Consider the following 22,430-nt stretch of genomic DNA (forward strand, 5'->3'; position numbering starts at 1 on the left):
CATGGGTCATCTCGAGTCGATCACGTCCCCGCAGGACCTCCGCGGGCTCAGCGACGACCAGCTGGAAGCGCTGGCTGCGGAGATCCGGGACCTCATGATCCGGACGGTCGCCACCAACAGCGGCCACCTCGGTCCCAACCTCGGCGTCGTGGAGCTCACGCTGGCGATCCACCGGGTCTTCGAGAGCCCGCACGACCGCGTCGTCTTCGACACCGGGCACCAGTCCTACGTCCACAAGCTCGTCACCGGCAGGCGCGAGGCGTTCGGGACACTGCGCAAGGAGGGTGGCGTCAGCGGCTACCCCAGCCAGGCCGAGTCCGAGCACGACATCGTGGAGAACTCCCACGCGTCGACCGCGCTGTCCTACGCCGACGGCCTCGCCAAGGCCTACGCCATCCAGGGCCTCGAGCGCCACGTCGTGGCCGTCATCGGCGACGGCGCGCTCACCGGCGGCATGGCCTGGGAGGCGCTCAACAACATCGCGATCAACCCGCAGAGCCGGCTCGTGATCGTGGTCAACGACAACGGCCGCTCCTACACGCCCACCATCGGTGGCCTCGCGACGGCGCTCACCACGCTGCGCACCGACCCCCAGTACGAACGCCTCCTCGAGGTCGTCAAGCGCCGCCTCAACGCCGTCCCCGGCATCGGGCACGCGGCGTACGACGCGCTGCACGCGGTCAAGAAGGGCATGAAGGACGCCCTGGCCCCGCAGGGCCTCTTCGAGGACCTCGGCCTCAAGTACGTCGGTCCGATCGACGGCCACGACCGGACGGCCATGGAGGGCGCGCTCACCAAGGCCAAGCGCTTCGGTGGCCCGGTCATCGTGCACGCCATCACGCGCAAGGGCTACGGCTACGACCCGGCCGAGCGGCACGAGGCCGACCAGTTCCACGCTCCTGGCCCCTTCGACGTCCAGACGGGCGCCGAGAAGCCCAAGGGACGCATCTGGACCGACCACTTCTCCGACGCCATGGTCGAGGTGGGCGAGCGGCGCAAGGACGTCGTCGCCATCACCGCCGCGATGATGCACCCGGTGGGCCTCGACACGTTCGCCACGAGGTTCCCCGAGCGCACCTTCGACGTCGGGATCGCGGAGCAGCACGCCGCGACGTCGGCCGCCGGCCTGGCCATGGGCGGCCTGCACCCGGTCTTCGCCGTCTACGCGACCTTCCTCAACCGCGCCTTCGACCAGGTCCTGATGGACTGCGCCCTGCACCGGTGCGGTGTCACGTTCGTGCTCGACCGCTCGGGCGTCACCGGCGACGACGGCGCCAGCCACAACGGCATGTGGGACATGTCGATCCTCCAGGTCGTGCCCGGCCTGCGACTGGCTGCGCCCCGCGACGTCACCCGGTTGCGCGAGCTGCTCGACGAGGCCGTCGACGTCTCCGACGCGCCCACCGTGGTGCGCTTCCCCAAGGGCCCGCCGCCCGAGGACATCGACACCCTGTCCAAGGCGGGCGGTGCCGACGTGCTCGTCCGCAACGGCGAGCAGGACGTCCTCGTCGTCGCCGTCGGCTCCATGTGCACGGTCGCCGTCGACGTGGCCGAGCGGCTCACGGCGCAGGGGATCGGCGTCACCGTGGTCGACCCGCGCTGGGTCAAGCCCGTCGACCCCGCGATCGTCGAGCTGGCGCGCCAGCACGCGCTGGTCGTCAGCATCGAGGACAACGGCCGCATCGGGGGTTGTGGTGCGGTGCTGCTGCAGACCCTCAACGACGCCGGCGTGACCACGCCGTTCCGGCTGCACGGCATCCCGCAGGAGTTCCTGGACCACGCCAAGCGCGACGTCATCCTGACTCGCATCGGGCTCGACGCCCAGACCATCGCGCGCGGCATCGTCGAGGACGTGACGGCCCTCGAGAGCGGCCAGCCGCTCGTGGAGGCGGACCACCCCGCCTGAGCCGGCGGGCGCTCGCTCCCGCCGGCTAGGGCGACATCCAGCCCGTGGCAGGGACGAGCTCGTCCGGGACCCCGCGCACCACCACGGTGCAGTCGCCCGTGCTCGCCTCGCACGAGAGCAGGTCCTCCCGTGCGGAGTCGGCGGTGTACGAACCGGCCCGTGCCGCGAAGGTGTCCGCGTCCAGCCACTGGTAGGCCAAGACGCTGTCGACGCCCCGTGGGGCGACGGAGGTCCAGCTGTCTCCGGAGACCTCGCCGACCACGGTCGTGTCGTAGGAGGGGAGGTCGCGGCGGCGCGAGACCAGGTCGTAGAGAGCGGCGCGGCGACCGTCGGGCGAGAGCCGCCCGCCCACCCCGGGCAGGCTGCGCGTGTCCTGCAGGTCGGGTCCGACGCGGAGCTCCTCCACCTGCACCATGGTCGTCGACCCGTCGGTCTCCCGTGCCTCGAACGCACGCGCCACCTGCAGGACCTGGCCGTCCCGGACGTCCAGCACCTGCGCCTCGACCCCGTCGGGAGCAGCGAGGAGCGCGGGGTCCTCGCCGTCGAGGGCGTCCCAGGCCATCACGCCGCGGGCGTCGGTGACGTAGACGGTCCGTCCGTCCACGGCCGCGACGTGGGCGCCGGCTCCGCCGATCCGTCCCGCGTCGTTCCGGGAGACGGGCTCACCCGGGAGCTCGGCCACCGGGACATCGACGCGATCGCCCGTGGCGAGGTCGAGGACGCTCAGCGTGCCCGCACCGGCGGCGTCGACCCAGGCGACGACGTCGTCGTCGGACACGAGCCGGCCACGATCGGTCTCGGCGAGCTGACCGACCTGCGTCGACTCGCCGTCCACCACGGTGTGCACGCGACCCTGCGGGTCGGCCACGACGTAGCCGCTGGGCCCCTGCACGAGGGCGCTGATCCGCACATCGGTCTCGACGGTGCGAGACCCGTCGTGGATGGTGCTGCCGACGGCGTACGCGAGGTCGTACGACACCACGGGGGCCGAGACGTCGGCGTCACGGGCGTCGCCGGACAGCAGGGCAGGAAGGGTGATGCCGGCGGCGATCACGAGCGAGGCCGCCGTGAGGCCGACGAGGCCGACGACGCGGCGTCGGCCCGCCCGGTGCTCGCCGTCGCGGACCATCGCGGCCACGTCGAGGTCGGGGGCGTCGAGGGCGTCGGCGCGGTCGTGCATGACGTCCGTGAGGAGTCCGGTCATCGGGTCACCACCATCAGGTCGCGGGGGAGCAGCTCGAGGTGCTCACCGCCGTGGGCGTCGAGGGTCTTGCGGAGGGAGGCCAGACCGGCGTGCACCTGGCTCTTCACGGTGCCGACGGCGCAGCCGAGCGCCGCGGCGGTCTGGGCCTCGGTGAGGTCCTCGTAGTAGCGCAGCACGATGGCCGCGCGCTGGCGCGGCGGCAGGGCCTGCAGCGCCGTCCACACCCACTCGCGCCGGGCGACGTCGTCGTCCATCGCGTCGGCCCGGGCCTCCGTGGAGACCTCGGGGATCGCGTCGCTCGGACGCTCCTGCCACGACTTGCGGCGGTACCACGAGATCGCGGTCGTGGTGATCACCTTGCGGGTGTAGGCCTCGGCCCTCGACGGGTCCCGCAGCGTCGGCCACGCGACGTACGTCTTGGTGAGGGCCTCCTGGAGGAGGTCCTGGGCGAGCTGGCGCTCACCGACCATGAGGTACGCCGAGCGGTGCAGGGCGGCGGACCGGGCGGCGACGAACTCGGCGAAGGCCGCCGGATCGCGTCGTGGCATCAGTGCTCCTGGAGGAGTCGTCGTGGTGGGTCACCCGTCATGACGATCCAGGTCGCGCAAAAGGTTCGGTGGGGGTCACAGGTCGCGGTGGACGGACTCCGGCTCCTCGCCCTGGTAGCGGTTGATGTTCCAGATCGCGACGGCCAGCCCGCCCCACAGGACGGCCATGGCGATCAGCATCATGATGATGGCGGAGGTCGACATCAGGAGCTCCTCTCGTCCTTCTGGGCCTGGACCTCGGGATCGCCGAGGAAGGTGCTGTCCCGCCACGGCACCCGGGCGAGCAGGAAGCCGATCACGGCCACGGCGACCGCCAGCCCCCACCCGAGGGTGACGAGCATCCAGGTCGGGTAGCCCTCGTAGGGCTCCTGGAGGTTGTCGATGAACTCGTTGACCAGGATGAAGGTCAGTGCCGCCGGCGCGACGATCCCGATCAGCCACTGCCACCAGGTGCCGACCTGGACCGAGCCGTCGCGATTGAGGTGCTCGCGCAGGAGACCCGTCTTGTGGAACACCCAGGACAGGGCGAGCATGCTGGCCACGGCGACCACGAGGATGCCGAACCGGTTGATGAAGTGGTCGATGATGTCGAGCACGTAGACCCCGGTGGTGGTGCCCAGCAGGACGATGCTGATCAGGGCAGCGGGCACGCCCACCGCCATCGAGGCGCCGATGCGGGACATCTCGAACTTGTCGCGCACTCCGGAGATCACGACCTCGATCACGCTGACCAGGGACGTCACGCCGGCCACGACGAGCGAGCCGAAGAACAGCACGCCGATCAGTGCCCCGGCGGGCGCCTCGTTGATGATCGCGGGGAAGGCGATGAAGGCCAGCCCGAGGCCGTCGGTCGCCACCTCGTCGACAGCGACGCCCGACGCCGAGGCCATGAAGCCCAGGGCGGCGAAGACGCCGATGCCGGCGAGCAGCTCGAAGCCCGAGTTGGCGAAGCCGACCACGAGCCCGGAGCCGGTCATGTCGCTGCGTCGCCCGACGTACGACGCGTAGGTGATCATGATGCCGAAGCCGACGGAGAGCGAGAAGAAGATCTGTCCGTAGGCAGCGATCCACACGCTGGTCTCTCCCAGCGCGCTCCAGTCGGGGGTGAACAGCGCGTCGAGGCCCACCGAGGCGCCGTCGAGTGTCAGGGCCACCACGACCAGCGCGATGAACGCGACGAAGAGGACCGGGATGAAGACCACCGACGCTGCGCCGATGCCCTTCTGGACGCCCAGGGCCATGATGGCGAGGACGGCGACCCAGACCAGGACCAGCGGGACGGTCACGCCGCTGACGAAGTCGAGCCCCACGCCGGGGTCGCCCGCCTGGAGGTAGTCGCCGAAGAGGAAGGCCTCGGGGTCGTCGCCCCAGGCCTTGTCCAGCGAGAAGAACGCGTAGCGGGCCGCCCATGCGATGACCGCGGCGTAGTAGACGGCGATCACGAAGCAGATGCCGACCTGCCACCAGCCCAGGCCCTCGGCCGAGCGGTGTGCCCGACGGAAGGACAGCGGGGCGGAGCCGCGGTAGCGGTGGCCGAGACCGTAGTCGAGCAGCAGGAACGGCAGTCCTGCGGTGAGGAGGGCGATGAGGTAGGGGATGATGAAGGCCCCGCCGCCGTTCTCGTACGCGACGTACGGGAAGCGCCAGATGTTGCCCAGCCCGACGGCGGACCCGATGGCGGCGAGGATGAAGACCTTGCGGGAGCTGAACGCCCCACGGTGCTCCTCGGAGTGCTCGACTGCTGCGCTCACGTGTGCCTCCTCGGTGATGACGACCAGGCCCTCAGCATGCCAGAGGTGGAGCCCTCCTGGCCGCCCCCGACGGGTGTGTGGAAAGCGCGAGGGCGCCCGACCTGAGTGGTCGGACGCCCTCGCGGTGGAGCAGTGGGTCGATGGATCAGTGGAAACGCTTGCCGTTGACCTTCTCGGAGATGCCCGCGATGTCGAGCAGCATGGTGAGTCCGCCGTTCCAGAACGAGAAGCCGGCACCGGTGATCATCGCCAGGTCGAGGTCCTCGGGCGCGGCGACGACACCCTCGTCGAGCATCAGCTGCGCCTCCTGGGCCAGGCCGGCGAGGACGCGCTCGCGCACCTCGGGCGCCGTCAGCACGACGGGCGACTCCGGCTTCTCCAGCAGCGCCTCGACCTCGGGGTCGATGGACAGGTCGGGGGCGTAGTAGGAGCCCTTCTTGGTCGCCACCACGCGCTCGAGCGCGGGGGAGACGTAGAAGCGCTCCGGGAACGCCCGGTGCAACGTCTCGTTGTTGTGCAGCGCGATCGCCGGGCCGACGAGCGAGAGCAGCATGAAGGGCGGCATCGGGGCGACGCCCGCGAAGGCGCCGTCCGCGACGGCCACCGGGGTGCCCTCGTCGACGATCCGGCCGACCTCGCCCATGAAGCGGCCGAGGAGGCGGTTGACGATGAAGGACGGGCTGTCCTTGACCAGGATGGTCGTCTTCTTGAGCGCCTTGCCGGTCGCGAAGGCCGTGGCCAGCGTGGCGTCGTCGGTCTGCTCGCCCCGGACGATCTCGAGCAGCGGCATCACCGCGACCGGGTTGAAGAAGTGGAAGCCCACGACCCGCTCGGGGTGCTCGAGGTCGGCGGCCATCTCGGTGATCGACAGCGACGAGGTGTTGGTCGCAAGCACGCACTCGGCCGCCACGACCTTCTCCACGTCGGCGAAGACGGACTTCTTGACCGACATCTCCTCGAAGACGGCCTCGATCACGAAGTCGGCGTCACCGAACGCGGCCTGCTTGTCGGTCGCACCGGTGACCAGGGCCTTGTGGCGGTTGGCCTTGTCCTGGTTGTAGCCGCGGCCCTTGGCGAGCAGCTTGTCGATCTCGGCGTGCACGTAGGCGACGCCCTTGTCGGCGCGCTCCTGGTCGAGGTCGGTGAGGACCACGGGCACCTCGAGGCGGCGTACGAACAGCAGCGCGAGCTGGCTGGCCATCAGGCCGGCGCCGACGATGCCGACCTTGGTGACCGGGCGGGCCAGCGCCTTGTCCGGCGCGCCCGCGGGGCGCTTGGCCCGCTTCTGCACGAGGTCGAAGGCGTAGAGGCTGGCGATCAGCTCGGGCGTCCGGGACATCGCCTCGAGGGCGTCGTCCTCGGCCGCGAAGCCCGCGTCACGGTCGGCGTCCCGGGCGCCGGCGATCAGCTCGACGGCCTTGCGCGCGGCCGGGGAGGCCCCGCCGGTCTTGGACTGCACGATGCCCTCGGCGCGCGCGACGGCGGCGTCCCAGGCGTCCTTGTCGACCACCGGCCGCTCCACCGTGACCTTCCCCGCCAGCACGTCGGCCGCCCAGAGCAGCGACTGCTCGAGGAAGTCGGCGCCGCCGAAGACGGCGTCGGCCAGCCCGAAGTCGTACGCCGCCCGGCCGCCCAGCGTCTTGCCGTTGTTGAGCGGGTTCTCGAGGATCAGCGTGACGGCCTTGTCGGCACCGACGAGCTGCGGCACGAGGTAGGCGCCGCCCCAGCCGGGGACCAGGCCGAGCATGACCTCGGGCAGGCCCAGGGCCGGCGCGGAGTCCATGACGGTGCGGTAGGTGCAGTGCAGGGCGACCTCGAGGCCGCCGCCGAGCGCGAGCCCGTTGATGAACCCGAAGGACGGCTTGCCGCCCTCGCCCAGCTTGCGGAACACCGCGTGCCCGAGCTCGGCCACGACGCGCACGGCGTCGGGGCCACCACCCTGGATGGAGGTGAGGTCGGCGCCGGCGGCCAGGATGAACGGCTTGCCGGTCACGCCGATCGCGGTGACCGTGTCGTCGGCGAGCGCCTCGTCGATGGCGGCGTTGAGCGCCAGCAGCGAGCGGGGCCCGAAGGTGTTGGGCCGGGTGTGGTCCTCGCCGTTGTCGAGGGTGATCAGGCCGATCGTGGCGGCGGTGCCGTCGACGGGCGGCAGGGTGACCTTGCGCAGGTGGGCGGCGGTCACGCGCTCGGCGTCGGAGGAGATCTCCTCGGCGCGGGCGAGGAGGGCGGAGATGTCGGGGGTGCTCACTTGCTGTCTCCGTTCGAGTCGGTGGTGTCGGCGCCGGTCCAGTGCGGGTTCTCCCAGATCACGGTGCCGCCCATGCCGATGCCGATGCACATGGTGGTGAGGCCGTAGCGGACCTCGGGGCGCTCCTCGAACTGGCGGGCCAGCTGGGTCATCAGGCGCACGCCGGACGAGGCCAGCGGGTGGCCCATGGCGATGGCCCCGCCGTAGGGGTTGACGCGGGTGTCGTCGTCGGCGATGCCGAAGTGCTCGAGGAAGGCGAGCACCTGGACGGCGAACGCCTCGTTGACCTCGAAGGCCTGGATGTCGTCGATGGTCAGGCCGGCCTGCGACAGCGCCTTCTCGGTGGCCGGGATCGGACCGGCGCCCATCACCTCGGGCTCGACGCCGACGAAGGAGAAGGACACCAGGCGCATCCGGACCGGGAGGCCGAGCTCGCGCGCGGTCTCCTCGTCGGCCAGCAGGGCCGCGGTGGCGCCGTCGTTGATGCCCGCGGCGTTGCCGGCGGTCACCTTGCCGTGGGCGCGGAACGGGGTCTTGAGGCCCGCCAGCGTCTCCATCGTGGTCTCGGGGCGCATCGGCTCGTCGCTCGTCGCGAGGCCCCAGCCGGCCTCGGCGGAGCGGGTCGCGACCGGGACGAGGTCGCGCTGCAGCGAGCCCGCGTCGTACGCCGCCTTGGTCTTCTGCTGGGAGCGCACGGCGTAGGTGTCGACGCGCTCCTTGGTGATCGTGGGGTAGCGGTCGTGGAGGTTCTCCGCGGTCTTGCCCATCACGAGGGCGTCGGGGTTGACGATCCGCTCGGAGAGGATCCGCGGGTTGGGGTCCACGCCCTCACCCATGGGGTGGCGGCCCATGTGCTCGACGCCGCCGGCGATGGCGACGTCGTAGGCACCGAAGGCGATGCCGGAGGCGGTGGTGGTCACCGCGGTCATGGCGCCCGCGCACATCCGGTCGATGGCGAAGCCGGGGACGCTCTGCGGCAGGCCGGCCAGCAGGGCGGCGGTGCGCCCGATGGTCAGGCCCTGGTCGCCGATCTGGGTGGTCGCGGCGATGGCCACCTCGTCGACCCGCTCGGGCGGCAGGGACGGGTTGCGACGCAGGAGGTCGCGGATGCACTTGATGACGAGGTCGTCGGCACGCGTCTCGGCGTACTGGCCCTTGGCCTTGCCGAACGGGGTGCGCACGCCGTCGACGAAGACGACCTCTCGCAGCTGACGGGGCACGGGTTCTCCTGGTCGTGTGGGGATGGGGAGAGGGGGTGGAGCGGGCGCTACGTTACCCCTCGGTAACAAGATCGTGTCAGCAACCCGGGTGTGTGCCCGCTCACGCCGCGGTCCTCACTAGGCTGGGGGCATGTCAGAACCCTCCCGGCTGGTGCACATCGTCGACGACGTCGAGGGGGTCGTCGACCCCGGCGGGCTCACGATGGTGGTCGTGCTCACCGGCTTCCTCGACGCGGGCCAGTCCGCGGAGGTCGCCGCCCGTCACCTCCGGTCGCTGTCGGAGGGTCGCGTCGTCGCCACCTTCGACGTCGACGCCCTCCACGACTACCGCGCCCGGCGGCCTCCCGTCGCCTTCGTCCGCGACCACTACGAGGGCTACGAGGCGCCGCGCCTGGTCGTCCGCGCGCTCGAGGACGCCGGCGGCCAGCCCTACCTCCTCCTCACGGGCCCCGAGCCCGACATCCGCTGGGAGGGCTTCGCCCGCGCCGTGCGCGAGGTCGTCGAGCGCTTCGACGTACGCCGCGTGGTCAGCCTGGGCGCCGTCCCGATGGCCGTCCCGCACACGCGCCCGATCGCGGTCACCCCGCACGCCAACCGGGCCGAGCTGCTGACCGGGGAGAGCCCGTGGCGCGGCGAGCTCCGGGTGCCCTCCAGCGCCCAGTCGTTGCTGGAGATCAGGCTGGGCGAGTGGGGCCACGACGCCCTCGGTTACGTCGTGCACATCCCGCACTACCTGGCCCAGATGGAGTACCCGCAGGCCGCGACCGTCCTGCTCGAGCAGCTCGAGCTCGGCGGCCACCTCGCCTTCGACCTCGCCGACCTGCGGGAGGCGGCCGAGATCACCGAGACCGAGATCGAGCGCTACCTCTCCTCGCACGACGAGGTCAACGAGGTCGTGCACGGCCTCGAGCGCCAGTACGACGCGTTCCGCGACGCCGAGGAGTCCGGCAGCTCGCTGCTGGCCGCCGACCAGCCGCTGCCGACGGGCGAGGAGATCGGCGAGCAGTTCGAGCAGTTCCTCGCCGGGCTCGACGACGAGAAGGGTGAGGAGCGCTGATGGCCGGCTCAGCCGAGGAGCTCGTCTCCCTGCTCGTGCTCGAGGAGCTCGACGTCGACCTCTTCCGGGGGATGCAGGCCGACACCTCCCGCCAGCGCGTCTTCGGTGGCCAGGTGGCCGCACAGTCCGTGGTGGCCGCCAACCGCAGCGTCGACGACGCGTTCGTCATGCACTCGCTGCACTCCTACTTCCTGCGCCCCGGCGACCCGGCCGTGCCGATCATCTACGACGTCGAGCGCATCCGCGACGGCCGCTCCTTCGCCACCCGGCGGGTGATGGCCCGCCAGCACGGCCGACCGATCTACTACCTGACCGCCAACTTCCAGAAGCCGGAGGACGGCTTCGAGCACCAGGACCTGATGCCGGACGTGGTCGGGCCCGACCGGGGCGTCCGGATGGCCGACCTGGCGGGCCAACGCGGTCCCGAGGCCGCCCAGGAGTGGGAGCGGGAGTGGTCGGCGCTCGACGTGCGCTACCTCGGGACGTCCACCATGGGCTTGCCCGAGGACCCCGGACACCCGGCCCGCGCCCAGCTGTGGATCCGGATCGCCGGCGACCTCGACGACGACCCGCTGACCCACCAGGCAGCGTTCACCTACGCCAGCGACCTGACCCTGCTCGGGGCCGCCCTCGTCCCGCACGGGGTCAACTTCGGGACGCCGGGCATGCAGATGGCGTCGCTGGACCACACCGTGTGGTTCCACCGGCCGTTCCGGGCCGACCGCTGGTGGCTCTACGACCAGGTGTCGCCCACCGCGGTGGGTGGACGCGGGCTCGCCACCGCGCGGGTCTTCACCGAGGACGGCACCCTGGTGGCGACCGTCGCGCAGGAGGGCCTGATCCGCCACCGCGCGAGCTGAGCGGGGCGCCCCGGAGCGCGACCATCAGGTTCGGACGCCCCGCCGCTGAGCGGGCCACCGGACCGGCTCAGGCCGGCGTGGCCCGGCCGAGCAGGTGCGGCGAGCCGTCACGGGGGTCGCGCAGGGCGAACGTGTGCACGCCGCCCTCCGCGGTGTCCGCGAACGTGACCGTCCCCGGCAGCAGGACCGGCCTCTTGAAGACGGCCTCCACCGTGACCGCGTCGGGAAGGCGGTTCTCGATGGCCGCCACCGACCGCGCCAGGGTCCACATCCCGTGCGCGATCTGCCGCGGGAACCCCAGGGCCCTCGCCGTCAGCGGGTGCAGGTGGATGGGGTTGAAGTCGCCGGAGACCCTGGCGTAGCGGCGTCCCAGGTCGCCGGGCAGTCGCCACTCGGCACCTCCCGACGGGGCACCCTCGACCACCAGTCCGCCGGCCGCGTCGTCGTCGCCCTGTCCTCGACGCAGGTAGGTCGACGTGGACTCCCAGGCGACCTCGCCGGCCGAGGTGGCGGTGGTGACGAAGTCGACCAGCGTGCCCTTGGCGTGCGGGCGCGGAGCACCCACCGAGGTCTGGAGGTCGAGCAGCTCCCCGACGACGATCGCCCGGTGCGCGATGATCGAGTTCTCGAGGTGGACGGTCCCGATCGCGGGGTAGGGGAACGCGGGGTCGCTCATGACCGCCATGTGCAGGCCGAAGGCGAGCAGGTGCGGGTAGGGCAGCGGGACGGTGTCCTTGCGCGGGAACCCGCACACCGCGGCGTACGCGTCGACGTGCGCCCGCCGCACCTCGACGCCCTCGCGCGCGAAGGCCAACCCGGTGAACGCCGAGGCGGGCCCCTTGCGCACGCCGGGCAGCAGGTTGACACCCGGTACGCCGGGCAGCGCGGCGCGCAGCAGGGTGCCGACCCCGCCGGGCTCGCGCGTGAGGACCGTGGGCTCGGGGGCGGTCACGTCAGGCGCCCAGCATCATCTGGCCGCACACCCGCACGACGTTGCCGTTGACGGCGGTGGAGCCGGGGCTGGCGTACCACGCGATCGTCTCGGCCACGTCGACCGGCAGGCCGCCCTGGCTCAGCGCGTTGAGCCGCTGGCCGACCTCGCGGGTCGCGAAGGGCACGGCGGCGGTCATCGCGGTGATGATGAAGCCGGGCGCGACGGCGTTGACGGTGATCCCGTCGCGGAGGTCGTCGGCGAGGCTGTCGACGAGGCCGATCACGCCGGCCTTGGAGGCGGCATAGTTGGTCTGGCCGACGTTGCCCGCGATCCCGGCAATGGAGGCGACGCCGATGATCCGGCCGTTGTCGTGCACCACGCCCTCGTCGAGGAGCACCCGGGTGATCCGCTCGGGGGCGGTGAGGTTGACCGCGATGACGCTCTCCCAGCGGTCGGCGGCCATGTTGGCGAGCTTCTTGTCGCGCGTGATGCCCGCGTTGTGCACGACCACGTCGACGCCGCCGTGCTCGGTGCGGAGGTGGTGGGCGATCCGCTGGGGCGCGTCCCTGGCGGTGATGTCGAGGACGAGGTGGTCGCCGTCGAGCTCGCGCATCAGGGCCTGGAGCTCGCTGGCCGCCTGCGGCACGTCGACCCCGACGACGGTGGCGCCGTCGCGGTGGAGCACCCGGGCGATCTGCTCGCCGATGCCGCGGCTGGCCCCGGTCACCAGGGCGACCTTGCCGTCCAGCGGGCGCGTCCAGTCGGCCACCGGCCCGGCGGTCGTCGCGCCGTGGGCGCCGACCCGCACCACCTGGCCGGAGACGTAGGCCGACTTGGGGGAGAGGAGGAAGGCGAGGGTGGACGCGATCGCGTCGTCGGCGCCCTCGGTCACGTGGACCAGCTGGACGGTGCCGCCCCGGCCGATCTCCTTGCCGAGCGACCGGGTGAAGCCCTCGAGGGCCCGCTGGGCGACGCGCTCGCTGCCGTTGACGGACTCCGGAGTGGTCCCCAGCACCACGACGCGCGGGCAGGTCTCGAGGCTGCGCATCAGGGGGGTGAAGAACTCCTGGAGCGCGACCAGGCCCGAGGGGTCGGTGATGCCGGTCGCGTCGAAGACCAGGGCCTTGTAGCGCTCGCCCTCCACGGCGGCCGTGGTCGAGGCGATGCCCAGGGAGTCCAGGAGGGCGGGGAGTCCCGCCGCCAGACGGCCCGCGCCGCCGACCACGACGGTGCCGGTCACGAGCGGGGCGCCGTCGGCGTACCGCTCCAGGCGGGTGGGGCTGGGCAGTCCCAGGTTCTTGGCCAGGATCCTGCCGATCGGCGAGGAGACGAAGCCCTGGTAGCGGTCACTCATGGCGGGAGGTCCTCCGGATGACGTGGGGTGGGGTGCGGCGCACGTGCCGCTCCCATGTGTAACGCCACGTGTAACTGGGCGTCCACATTTGGTGACGTGGCCCTCATCGGATTCCCTCGACGAGGGTCGGGGGTCAAGGATAGGAGGATGAACTCCTCCACCCGCCGCGTCGCCGTCCTCGGTGGCAACCGCATCCCGTTCGCCCGCTCCAACACCGTCTACGCCGACGCCTCCAACCAGGAGATGCTGACGGCGGCCATCGACGGGCTGGTGGCCCGCTTCGGGCTGGAGGGCGAGCGGCTCGGGGAGGTCGTGGCCGGCGCGGTGCTCAAGCACGCCCGCGACTTCAACCTGACCCGCGAGTCGGTGCTCGGCTCGAGGCTGTCCGCCGAGACTCCCGCGACCGACATCCAGGAGGCGTGCGGCACCGGCCTCCAGGCGGCGATCCAGGTCGCCAACAAGATCGCCCTCGGCCAGATCGACGCCGGGATCGCGGGTGGCACCGACACCACGTCGGACGCGCCCGTGGCGATCAGCGACAAGCTGCGCAAGAAGCTCATGAAGGTCAACGCCGCCCGGGACACCAAGGGCAAGCTGACGGCGCTGGGGCAGATCCGCCCCGGGGACATCGGCCTGGAGATCCCGCAGAACGGCGAGCCCCGCACCCGGCTGTCGATGGGCGAGCACGCCGCCCTCACCGCGCTGGAGTGGCGGATCACCCGCGAGGCCCAGGACGAGCTGGCCGCCTCGTCGCACCACAAGATGGCGGCGGCGTACGACCGCGGGTTCTTCGACGACCAGATCACCCCGTTCCGCGGGGTGGAGCGGGACAACAACCTGCGGGCCGACTCGACGGTCGAGAAGCTCGCCACCCTCAAGCCGGTCTTCGGCAGGGGCGAGGCGGCCACCATGACGGCCGGCAACAGCACCCCGCTCAGCGACGGGGCGTCCGTCGTCCTGCTCGCCTCCGAGGACTGGGCGCAGGAGCACGACCTCCCGGTCCTCGCGTGGTTCGTCGACCACGAGACGGCGGCCGTCGACTACGTCAACGGCCACGAGGGCCTGCTGATGGCCCCGGCGTACGCCGTCCCGCGGATGCTCGCGCGCCACGGCCTGTCGCTCCAGGACTTCGACTACTACGAGATCCACGAGGCCTTCGCGTCGCAGGTGCTCTCGACGCTGGCCGCCTGGGAGGACCCGGTGTTCTGCAAGGAGCGCCTCGGCCTCGACGAGCCGCTGGGCGCGATCGACCGCGACAAGCTCAACGTCAACGGCTCGTCACTGGCCGCCGCGCACCCGTTCGCCGCGACCGGCGGACGGATCATCAACACCCTGGCCCACATCCTCGACGAGAAGGCCGCGTCGACCGGAGAGGGCGCCCGCGGGCTCATCTCGATCTGTGCCGCCGGCGGCCAGGGCGTCGTCGCGATCCTGGAGCGCTGACCCCGGCAGTCGTGCGTCTGGTCAGCTCCGGCGCAGGCGGTACCACGTCGGTGAGGACCCGCGTTGTCCCCGCGACATCCCACTGGTGTCCGCCGGGGCGGCGCTGACGACGGTCCAGCCGGCGTAGGCCCGCTCGACGTCCTCCTGCGACGCACCCCGCGACCGCACCGGTGAGCGCTGGGGGCTCGTCGACATCAGCAGCATCGTCGCGTCGGGCGCGGCCAGCTGGGTCACACCGGCGGCCACCAGGGCCCGGTCGTCGTCACCGAGCCCCTCGAAGCAGCCCACGTCGAGCACGAGGGAGAAGTCCGAGCCGATGCCGGAGTGCACGAGGTGGCGGACGTCGCCGACGACGAACCGGGTGTCGGCGACGCCGGTACGGCGTACGGCGATGTCGACGGCCTGTTTGACGTTGTCGATGCCGACGGCGTCCCAGCCGCGCTCGACGAGGTGGCCGGTGCGCTCACCCGTGCCGCAGCCGAGGTCGAGGGCCCGGCCCAGGTGCGGTCCGCGCTCGCTCTCCTCGAGCTCGAGCATGACGTCGAAGGAGGCACGGCTCTCGCGTCCGGCCTTCTTCCACGGGGTGAAGCCCCACCAGTAGGCAGCGGAGTAGCCGACGCTCATGTTCAGTTCCTGACGTTGGACCGGCAACGGCCGGTTGCTCTCGACAGTACTCCCGACGACGGCTGGTAGGGTCGGCGCCGATTCATCCCCCTGCAGTGACATCCTTTAATGAGCCGTCCCGTGAGGCGGAGAAGGAGGTCCTGGCCGCATGGCCGACCCTCGCATCGTGCTCGACTCCGGTGACATCGCCCGGGCGCTGACCCGCATCTCCCACGAGATCCTCGAGCGCAACAAGGGCGCCGCCGACCTCGTCCTGCTCGGCCTCCACACGCGCGGCGTGCCACTGGCCCGCCGGATCGGCGAGCGCATCACCAGCGTCGAGGGGATCGCGGTCGCCGTCGGCGAGCTCGACGTCACGATGTACCGCGACGACCTGCGCAAGCAGCCGACGCGGCGCTCGCACAAGACCGAGATCCCGCCCGGCGGCATCGACGACAAGGTCGTGGTGCTGGTCGACGACGTGCTGTTCTCCGGCCGGACGATCCGCGCCGCCCTCGACGCGCTCGCCGACCTCGGGCGACCCTCCGCCGTACGCCTCGCGGTGCTCGTCGACCGCGGGCACCGCGAGCTGCCCATCCGTGCCGACCACGTCGGCAAGAACCTCCCCAGCGCCCGCAGCGAGCGCGTCAGCGTGCGCCTGGCCGAGGTCGACGAGATCGACGAGGTGACGATCGCGTGAAGCACCTGCTCTCCATCGACGACCTGTCCGTCGACGCCATCGCCGAGATCTTCGAGACCGCCGCCGACATGCACGACGTCCAGCGCCGCGAGGTCAAGAAGCTCCCCGCCCTGCGCGGTCGCACGGTCATCAACATGTTCTTCGAGGACTCGACGCGCACCCGCTCGAGCTTCGAGATCGCCGGCAAGTGGCTCTCCGCCGACGTCATCAACATCTCCGCCAAGGGCTCCAGCGCGTCCAAGGGCGAGAGCCTGCGCGACACAGTCCTCACCGTCTGCGCCATGGGCGTCGACGGACTGGTGATCCGCCACCCCGCGTCCGGCGCGGCCCACCAGGTCAGCCAGTGGGTCGACGCCGTGGTCGTCAACGCCGGCGACGGGATGCACGAGCACCCGACCCAGGCGCTGCTCGACGCCTACACGCTCCAGCGCCGGATGGGGTCGCTCGAGGGGCGCCACGTCGTGCTCGTCGGGGACCTGACCCACAGCCGCGTCTTCCGGTCCAACGTGCTCTGCCTGACCAAGCTGGGTGCCCGGGTCACCGTCGTGGCCCCGCCCACCCTGATGCCCAGCGGCATCGCCGCGTGGTCCGCCTCGGCGGGCTTCGAGACGTCGTACGACCTCGACGCCGTGCTCCCCGAGGCCGACGCGGTGATGATGCTGCGCGTCCAGCGCGAGCGGATGTCGGGCGGCTACTTCCCCAGCGCGCGGGAGTACACCGTCGGCTACGGCCTCACCCGCGACCGGCTCGCCACCCTCAAGCCCGACGCCCCGATCTGCCACCCCGGCCCGATGAACCGCGGTCTCGAGATCGCCGCCGACGCCGCGGACGCCGCGCAGTCGGTCGTGCTCGAGCAGGTGTCGAGCGGCCTGGCCGTCCGCATGTCCGTGCTCTACCACCTGCTTGCCGGAGAGGAGTCCTGATGGGCCTGGTGATCACCGGCGCCTCGCTGCTGGGGGAGAGGACCGGGGACCTGTACGTCGACGACGCGGGCCTGCTCGTCGACGAGGCGCCCGCGGGGGCCGAGGTCCTCGACGCCGACGGCCTCGTCGCGCTGCCCGGTCTCGTCGACCTGCACACCCACCTGCGCGAGCCCGGCCGGGAGGACGCCGAGACGATCCTCACCGGGTCGCGGGCGGCGGCGGTCGGCGGCTACACCGCTGTGCTGGCGATGGCCAACACCTCCCCGGTCACCGACACCGCAGAGGCAGCCCTGCGCGTCCTCGAGCTCGGTCGCGAGGCCGGCCTGGTCGACGTGCAGCCGGTCGGCGCGGTCACCCGTGGGCTCGGCGGCGAGGAGCTCGCCGAGCTCGGGCTGATGGCCCGCTCGCGGGCCCGGGTCCGGGTGTTCTCCGACGACGGCAAGTGCGTCCACGACGCCCGGGTGATGCGTCGCGCGCTGGAGTACGTCAAGGCGTTCGGCGGGGTCGTCTCCCAGCACGCCCAGGAGCCGACGCTCGCCGGCCCCGCCTCCTGCTGCCACGAGGGCGAGCTGTCCGGTCGTCTCGGGCTGCCCGGCTGGCCCGGCATCGCCGAGGAGGTCATCGTGGCCCGCGACGTGATGCTCGCGCGCCACACCGGCTCGCGCGTCCACGTCGCCCACGCCTCCACCGCCGGCACCGTCGAGGTGCTGCGCTGGGCCAAGTCGCAGGGCATCGACGTCACGGCCGAGGTCACGCCCCACCACCTGCTGCTCACCACCGACCTGCTCGCCGGCTACGACCCGACGTACAAGGTCAACCCGCCCCTTCGTCCCCAGGAGGACGTCGACGCGCTGCGCGAGGCGCTGGTCGACGGCACGATCGACGCCGTCGCGACCGACCACGCCCCGCACGCCCGGCACGACAAGGAGCACGCGTTCACCGACGCGGCGTTCGGGATGCTCGGGCTCGAGACGGCGCTGGGTGTCGTCCGCACGGCGCTCCCGGAGATGTCGTGGGCGCGGGTCGCGCAGGTCATGTCGACCACCCCCGCCCGCATCGCCGGGCTGGCCGACCACGGCTCGCTCGCCCTCGGCACCCCGGCCCACGTGACCCTGGTGGACCCGTCCGCCGCGGTCACCGTCGACCGGGCCGACTCGGTGTCGCTCTCGCGCAACAACCCGTGGCACGGGCGCTCGCTGACGTCGAAGGTCGTGCACACCGTGTACGCCGGGCGGCTCACCGTGCGCGACGGCGCCCTGGTCTGATCGGGGGACCGGTGGGGACCGCGCTGCTCGTCGTCGACGTGCAGCGCGCCCTCGTGGAGCCGCCGCACGACGTGGTGGGCGCCGTCGGCCTGGTCTCGCGCCTGGGTCGACTGCTCGATCGCGCCCGGAGTGCCGGCCTACCCGTCATCCACGTCCAGGACGACGGCGACGCGGATCCCTCGATCGAGCGGGGCACTCCCGGCTGGGAGCTGGTCCTCCCCGTCCTCGACGGGGACGTCGTCCTGGCGAAGACCGGGGACGACGCGTTCGACGGGACCGGCCTCGACGCCCTCCTCACCTCCCGCGGCGTTGACACCGTCGTGGTGGTGGGCATCCAGTCGGAGATGTGCGTCCTGAGCACGGCCCGGACGGCGCAGTCGCGAGGATTCGGCGTGGTGCTGCCGCGCGGCGGGCACGCGACGTACGACGTCCCGGGCGACCCGCCCGACGTGCCCGCGGTCCCGGCCGCGCACGTCGCGCGCGTGGTCGAGTGGGCGCTGGGGGACCAGGTCCGGCTGCCGGAGATCGACGAGCTGGACTGGCCCACCGTGTGCAAGTGACGATCTAGGCTCGGCCCATGGAGATCACCACCGTCGACCAGCTCGAGGCGATCGTCGGCCTGCCGACCGGGCTGGCGGTGACCAAGGAGCGCGACGCGCTCACCGACATCGACCGGGCCTGGCTGGCGGCGACACCCTTCTGCGTGCTGGCCACCTCGGACGCGGAGGGCCGCTGCGACGCGAGCCCCAAGGGCGACCCGCCCGGGCAGCTGGTCCACGTGGTCGACGAGCACACGATCGCGATCGCCGAGCGGCCGGGCAACCGGCGGGTCGACGGCTACCGCAACGTGCTGGCCAACCCGCACGTCGGGCTCACCTTCCTCATCCCCGGTCGCGGCGACACCCTGCGGATCAACGGGCGGGCCCGGCTCGTCGACGACGCGGCGTACTTCGACGCCATGGCGGTCCGGGGCAAGCGGCCGATCCTCACCCTCGAGGTCGAGATCGAGACGGTCTTCTTCCACTGCGCCAAGGCGTTCCTGCGCTCCGGGTTGTGGGACCCGGAGTCCTGGGAGCCCGGGTCCGTCCCGCGCCGGGCGGTCATCGCCCACGAGCTCGAGCACTCGCCGCGCACGCTGGAGGACCTCGACGACTACTACCGTCCCGAGGCCTACGGGAAGAACCTCTACTGATGTCCCACCCCCAGCTCCTGCACACGGTCCTCGACGCCGTCGACGTACGCCGCGAGGCCGAGTTCTGGCGCGAGCTGCTCGGGCTGGTCTACCGGGCCGGGGACGAGGTGCCCGACGGACCCGGCGCCGTCGACGACCACGACTGGCTGGTCCTCACCCATGCCGACGGCCGTCGGGCCCTGGCCTTCCAGCAGGTCGCCGAGCAGGCCCGCTCGACCTGGCCCGACCAGCAGGTCCCCATGCAGCTCCACCTCGACCTCACCGTGCCCGACGTCGACGAGCTGGCCGAGCAGCACGCCCGCGCCCTCGCGCTCGGCGCCACGGTCCTGCTCGACCGCACCGACGACGCGGACGAGCCGCTCTACGTGTATGCCGACCCGGAGGGTCACCCCTTCTGCATCTTCGTCGCCTGAGGAGGCCGCCATGACCACGCCGTACGACGTCCCGCTGGGGGACGGGGCGGGCAGCTACGCGTTCCGGCTGCTGCCCGACGACGACTTCGACGAGGGTGCGTCGACCGTGGCGGTGGACGCCGCGGCGTCGGGCCGGGCCGTCCTCGTGTCCTACACCTGGGTGCATCCCGTCGACGGCCCCCAGAGCGGGACGCTGCTCCTCGGCGTGCCGGGGGAGGACGGGGCGGTCAGCGCGGCCTGGGTCGACAGCTGGCACCAGCGCGACGTCGTCTCCCTCACCGGGACGGGCACGGCCACCGGGGCGGTGGTCGCCTACGAGTACGCACCCGGCTGGACGTGGGAGATCGAGGTGGTCGCCGTCGACGGGAGCCTGTCGATGGTCATGCACAACGGGGTGCCCGAGCGCGACGACGGACCCGCGGCCCGGTACGACGCCATGCGCGGCACCTGGTTCTGACGTCACGCCAGCCCGAGCGCCGACGCCTCCTCCCAGAGGTCGTCGCGCACGCTCGGGTGGGCGGCGTGCTCGATGAGGTGGCGTGCCTGGGTGCGCTCGTCGCGACCCCACATCCACGCGATGCCCTGCTCGGTGACGACCGCCGTGTGCTGGAAGGACGTCACCGGCTCGTCGACCAGCGGCACGATCGTCGAGACGTCGGCCCGCGGGTGCCAGCTCCGCAGGGCCAGGAACGCCTGGCCGCCGGGGGAGTGGCTGGCACCGACCGTGAAGTCCGTCTGGCCCCCGAAGCCCGAGTGGATCCGGGCGCCGATGCGCGACGCGTTGGCCTGGTCGAAGAGGTCGACCTGGAGCGCGGTGTTGACCGACGTCATGCGTGGCTGCCGAGCGATCACCGCCGGGGCGTTGGTCACCTCGGTCCGCGACATCCGCACCCGGGCGTTGCCGTCGAGCCACGCGTAGAGCTCGTCGCTGCCGAAGACGAACGACGTGGTCAGCGGGACGTCCGGGTCGAGCGAGCCGGCCCGCTCCAGCGCCAGCACCCCGTCGCTGAACATCTCGGTCCAGACCCGCAGGCCGCGCCGCCCGGCGACCCCGGCGACGGTCGCGTCGGGGACCTCGCCGATCCCGGCCTGGAGGGTCGACCCGTCCCCGACCTGGGCGGCCACGAGGGCGCCGATCGCCCGGGCGTCGTCCCCCGGGGCCGTGGGCAGGTGGGTCCGTAGTGGCACGTCGACCTCGACGCCCAGGTCGATGTCCGCGACGTCCACCTCGGCGTCGCCGAAGGTCCACGGCATCCGCGGATTGAGCTGCGCGACCACCAGCGCGCCGCGCGCCCGGGCCGCCTCGATCGCGGCAGGCAGGACGTTGACCTCGACGCCCAGCGACACCCGGCCCCGGCGTGGGGTCGTGGTGTGCACCACGACGACGTCCGGGGGGAGCGGTCCGTGGAAGAGCCGCGGCACCATCGACAGGCGGCACGGGACGTAGGAGAGGCGGGGGTGCCGGCGGAACCCGGGACCCACGAACGTCGTCTCCGGCACCACACCCTCGTGCACCGGAAGGTCGAGCTGGGCGTTGAGGGCGTGCAGCCGCGCCTGCGGGAGCTCGGCCAGGACCGCGGCGAGCACGGTGACCGGTGAGGCGAAGTTGCCGCTGGTCACGATCCGCGGCTGGAGGAGGCCCAGGGCGGACACCGCCCGGGCTGCTCCCTCGATCGACTCGGTGCGCATGCCCCCAGAGTGTCAGGAACGCTCGACGACGAGTCCCAGCCAGCGACCAAGAGACGCGATCTCGTCGTCCACCGCGGAGCGCAGCGCCCTGCTCCACCGCCCGTCCTCGTGGACGGCGTCGACGCGCAGCACGCCGTCGGCCCGGTCGGCCGTGGCGTCCACCTTGCCGACCAGCGCGTCACCGTGCAGGACGGGCAGCGCCCAGTAGCCCCAACGTCGCTTCGCGGCCGGCTTGTACATCTCGAGCGCATAGTCGAACTCGAACAGGTCGACCATCCGCCTGCGGTCGAAGACCAGCCGGTCGAGCGGGGACAGCAGCGCCGTCCGGCCCTCGAACGCGTCGAGGTCGACGAGGTACGCCGGGTCGACCCGCCACGTGCCGCGGAGTCCCTCGACGCGCGCCTCCTCGCCCACCGGCCCCACGTCGTTGGGCTCGCCGGGGGAGACGGCGGCGCGCGGTCGTGCGATGCCCAGGGCGCGCAGGCGCCTCTCGCCGCGGACGCGGAACGCCTCCTCGAGCGGCACCACGGGGTCGTCGGGGTAGACCCGCTCGGCGAGGTCCCACAGCTTGTCGCGACCCTCCGCGCCGGCCACGGCGACCTCGCCGCGCTGCACCATCATGTCGAGCAGCCTGCGCACGTTGCGGTCGTCGTTCCACCCGCTCGACCGCCACGGCACCAGCGTCGTGTCCGGCAGGACCCGCGCGGTGCACGGCCCCTCGTCGTGCAGCTGGGCGAGGATGTCGCGCCTGGTGTCGTCGTTGGCCTCCACCCAGCCCGCCAGCGCGACCTGCCACTCCGCGAGCTCGCCGACGCCCGGCCAGACCGTCATCTCGGCCCGGTGGAGGGCGAGGTCCTCCGCCGGACGGAGCATCGAGTGCAGCTCCACGAGCGAGCCGTCCGCCACCAGCTCCTCGAGCACCGACGTCCGGTACGACGCCCCGAGACGCGACCAGGCGACCACGTGCGCGCTCGGGGCCACGGCCGCCGTCGGCTCGACCTGGAGCAGCGACAGGTGGCGCACCGCCGTCAGCAGGTCGGTGTTCCGGTCGGCGTCGAGGAGCTGCGCGCGGACCGCGATCCGCCGCGCCTGCTCGCGGGTGAGCTCGTGCACGCCCCGA

General features: G+C 72.3%; 22 protein-coding genes. 11 read left to right on the top strand and 11 right to left on the bottom strand.

Going from position 1 to position 22,430, the window contains the following annotated elements; genetic code table 11:
• Position 1 precedes the first annotated feature (1 nt).
• A complete protein-coding gene (gene dxs, locus DAE25_RS17110) occupies positions 2–1,906 on the top strand; it encodes a 1-deoxy-D-xylulose-5-phosphate synthase (protein ID WP_107767343.1) in 1,905 nt (634 codons plus the stop codon).
• A 25-nt stretch (positions 1,907–1,931) separates the two neighbouring features.
• Here the strand turns inward: dxs and DAE25_RS17115 are convergent, their stop codons facing one another.
• From DAE25_RS17115 to DAE25_RS17140, 6 genes are all read right to left on the bottom strand, one after another.
• Complete coding sequence (locus DAE25_RS17115; RefSeq protein ID WP_107767344.1) at positions 1,932–3,110, bottom strand: hypothetical protein; 1,179 nt, start codon at positions 3,108–3,110, stop codon at positions 1,932–1,934.
• Positions 3,107–3,658 carry a SigE family RNA polymerase sigma factor gene (locus DAE25_RS17120; protein WP_234411110.1) on the bottom strand — a complete coding sequence of 184 codons (552 nt, stop codon included), beginning with the start codon at positions 3,656–3,658 and terminating at the stop codon, positions 3,107–3,109. Before DAE25_RS17120 ends, DAE25_RS17115 begins: the two co-directional genes overlap by 4 nt.
• Positions 3,659–3,733: 75 nt before the next feature.
• Positions 3,734–3,862 (bottom strand): methionine/alanine import family NSS transporter small subunit, encoded by a 129-nt coding sequence (locus DAE25_RS17125; protein ID WP_107767346.1) that lies wholly within the window; start codon positions 3,860–3,862, stop codon positions 3,734–3,736.
• Complete coding sequence (locus DAE25_RS17130) at positions 3,862–5,409, bottom strand: sodium-dependent transporter (RefSeq protein ID WP_107767347.1); 1,548 nt, start codon at positions 5,407–5,409, stop codon at positions 3,862–3,864. The genes DAE25_RS17125 and DAE25_RS17130 overlap by 1 nt, the downstream gene beginning before the upstream one ends.
• A gap of 145 nt (positions 5,410–5,554) precedes the next feature.
• Positions 5,555–7,657 (bottom strand): 3-hydroxyacyl-CoA dehydrogenase NAD-binding domain-containing protein, encoded by a 2,103-nt coding sequence (locus DAE25_RS17135; RefSeq protein WP_107767348.1) that lies wholly within the window; start codon positions 7,655–7,657, stop codon positions 5,555–5,557.
• Positions 7,654–8,877 carry a thiolase family protein gene (locus DAE25_RS17140; RefSeq protein ID WP_107767349.1) on the bottom strand — a complete coding sequence of 408 codons (1,224 nt, stop codon included), beginning with the start codon at positions 8,875–8,877 and terminating at the stop codon, positions 7,654–7,656. The genes DAE25_RS17135 and DAE25_RS17140 overlap by 4 nt, the downstream gene beginning before the upstream one ends.
• Positions 8,878–9,007: 130 nt before the next feature.
• Between DAE25_RS17140 and DAE25_RS17145 the strand changes: the two genes are divergently transcribed.
• Positions 9,008–9,934, top strand: coding sequence for a PAC2 family protein (locus tag DAE25_RS17145; protein WP_107767350.1), 927 nt, complete (start codon positions 9,008–9,010; stop codon positions 9,932–9,934).
• Positions 9,934–10,794: an acyl-CoA thioesterase gene (locus tag DAE25_RS17150; RefSeq protein WP_107767351.1), complete on the top strand. Its 861-nt coding sequence runs from the start codon at positions 9,934–9,936 to the stop codon at positions 10,792–10,794. The genes DAE25_RS17145 and DAE25_RS17150 overlap by 1 nt, the downstream gene beginning before the upstream one ends.
• Before the next feature lie 67 nt (positions 10,795–10,861).
• Here the strand turns inward: DAE25_RS17150 and DAE25_RS17155 are convergent, their stop codons facing one another.
• Positions 10,862–11,746, bottom strand: coding sequence for a MaoC/PaaZ C-terminal domain-containing protein (locus DAE25_RS17155; RefSeq protein WP_107767352.1), 885 nt, complete (start codon positions 11,744–11,746; stop codon positions 10,862–10,864).
• 1 nt (position 11,747) lies between these two features.
• Positions 11,748–13,082, bottom strand: a complete 1,335-nt coding sequence (locus tag DAE25_RS17160; RefSeq protein WP_107767353.1) for a 3-oxoacyl-ACP reductase — start codon at positions 13,080–13,082, stop codon at positions 11,748–11,750.
• 147 nt (positions 13,083–13,229) lie between these two features.
• Between DAE25_RS17160 and DAE25_RS17165 the strand changes: the two genes are divergently transcribed.
• Entirely contained in the window at positions 13,230–14,525 is a 1,296-nt protein-coding gene (locus DAE25_RS17165; RefSeq protein ID WP_107767354.1) for an acetyl-CoA C-acetyltransferase, read from the top strand.
• 21 nt (positions 14,526–14,546) lie between these two features.
• Here DAE25_RS17165 and DAE25_RS17170 read toward each other — a convergent pair whose 3' ends face one another.
• Complete coding sequence (locus DAE25_RS17170; RefSeq protein ID WP_159083812.1) at positions 14,547–15,149, bottom strand: SAM-dependent methyltransferase; 603 nt, start codon at positions 15,147–15,149, stop codon at positions 14,547–14,549.
• Positions 15,150–15,297: 148 nt separating this feature from the next.
• Here DAE25_RS17170 and pyrR point away from each other — a divergent pair, with 148 nt between their 5' ends.
• From pyrR to DAE25_RS17205, 7 genes are read left to right on the top strand one after another with little or no spacing between them, the layout of a single operon-like run.
• Positions 15,298–15,828 carry a bifunctional pyr operon transcriptional regulator/uracil phosphoribosyltransferase PyrR gene (gene pyrR, locus DAE25_RS17175; protein ID WP_107767356.1) on the top strand — a complete coding sequence of 177 codons (531 nt, stop codon included), beginning with the start codon at positions 15,298–15,300 and terminating at the stop codon, positions 15,826–15,828.
• Entirely contained in the window at positions 15,825–16,751 is a 927-nt protein-coding gene (locus DAE25_RS17180; protein WP_107767357.1) for an aspartate carbamoyltransferase catalytic subunit, read from the top strand. The genes pyrR and DAE25_RS17180 overlap by 4 nt, the downstream gene beginning before the upstream one ends.
• Entirely contained in the window at positions 16,751–18,016 is a 1,266-nt protein-coding gene (locus tag DAE25_RS17185; protein WP_107767358.1) for a dihydroorotase, read from the top strand. The genes DAE25_RS17180 and DAE25_RS17185 overlap by 1 nt, the downstream gene beginning before the upstream one ends.
• Positions 18,017–18,027: 11 nt before the next feature.
• The gene (locus DAE25_RS17190) at positions 18,028–18,576 is read left to right on the top strand and encodes a cysteine hydrolase family protein (RefSeq protein WP_199907649.1); all 549 of its coding nucleotides are present in this window, start codon (positions 18,028–18,030) and stop codon (positions 18,574–18,576) included.
• A gap of 17 nt (positions 18,577–18,593) precedes the next feature.
• On the top strand, positions 18,594–19,208 hold the full coding sequence (locus DAE25_RS17195) for a pyridoxamine 5'-phosphate oxidase family protein (RefSeq protein ID WP_107767359.1): 615 nt from the start codon (positions 18,594–18,596) through the stop codon (positions 19,206–19,208).
• Positions 19,208–19,621 carry a VOC family protein gene (locus DAE25_RS17200; RefSeq protein WP_234411111.1) on the top strand — a complete coding sequence of 138 codons (414 nt, stop codon included), beginning with the start codon at positions 19,208–19,210 and terminating at the stop codon, positions 19,619–19,621. The genes DAE25_RS17195 and DAE25_RS17200 overlap by 1 nt, the downstream gene beginning before the upstream one ends.
• Before the next feature lie 10 nt (positions 19,622–19,631).
• Positions 19,632–20,078: a hypothetical protein gene (locus DAE25_RS17205; protein WP_107767360.1), complete on the top strand. Its 447-nt coding sequence runs from the start codon at positions 19,632–19,634 to the stop codon at positions 20,076–20,078.
• A 2-nt stretch (positions 20,079–20,080) separates the two neighbouring features.
• Here DAE25_RS17205 and DAE25_RS17210 read toward each other — a convergent pair whose 3' ends face one another.
• Positions 20,081–21,310: an acetyl-CoA hydrolase/transferase family protein gene (locus DAE25_RS17210; protein ID WP_107767361.1), complete on the bottom strand. Its 1,230-nt coding sequence runs from the start codon at positions 21,308–21,310 to the stop codon at positions 20,081–20,083.
• Positions 21,311–21,322: 12 nt separating this feature from the next.
• Positions 21,323–22,423 (bottom strand): DNA glycosylase AlkZ-like family protein, encoded by a 1,101-nt coding sequence (locus DAE25_RS17215; RefSeq protein WP_107767362.1) that lies wholly within the window; start codon positions 22,421–22,423, stop codon positions 21,323–21,325.
• Positions 22,424–22,430: the final 7 nt, after the last annotated feature.

The sequence above is a fragment of the Nocardioides terrigena genome, assembly GCF_003047265.1.
In the GTDB taxonomy this organism is placed as follows: Bacteria; Actinomycetota; Actinomycetes; order Propionibacteriales; family Nocardioidaceae; genus Nocardioides; species Nocardioides terrigena.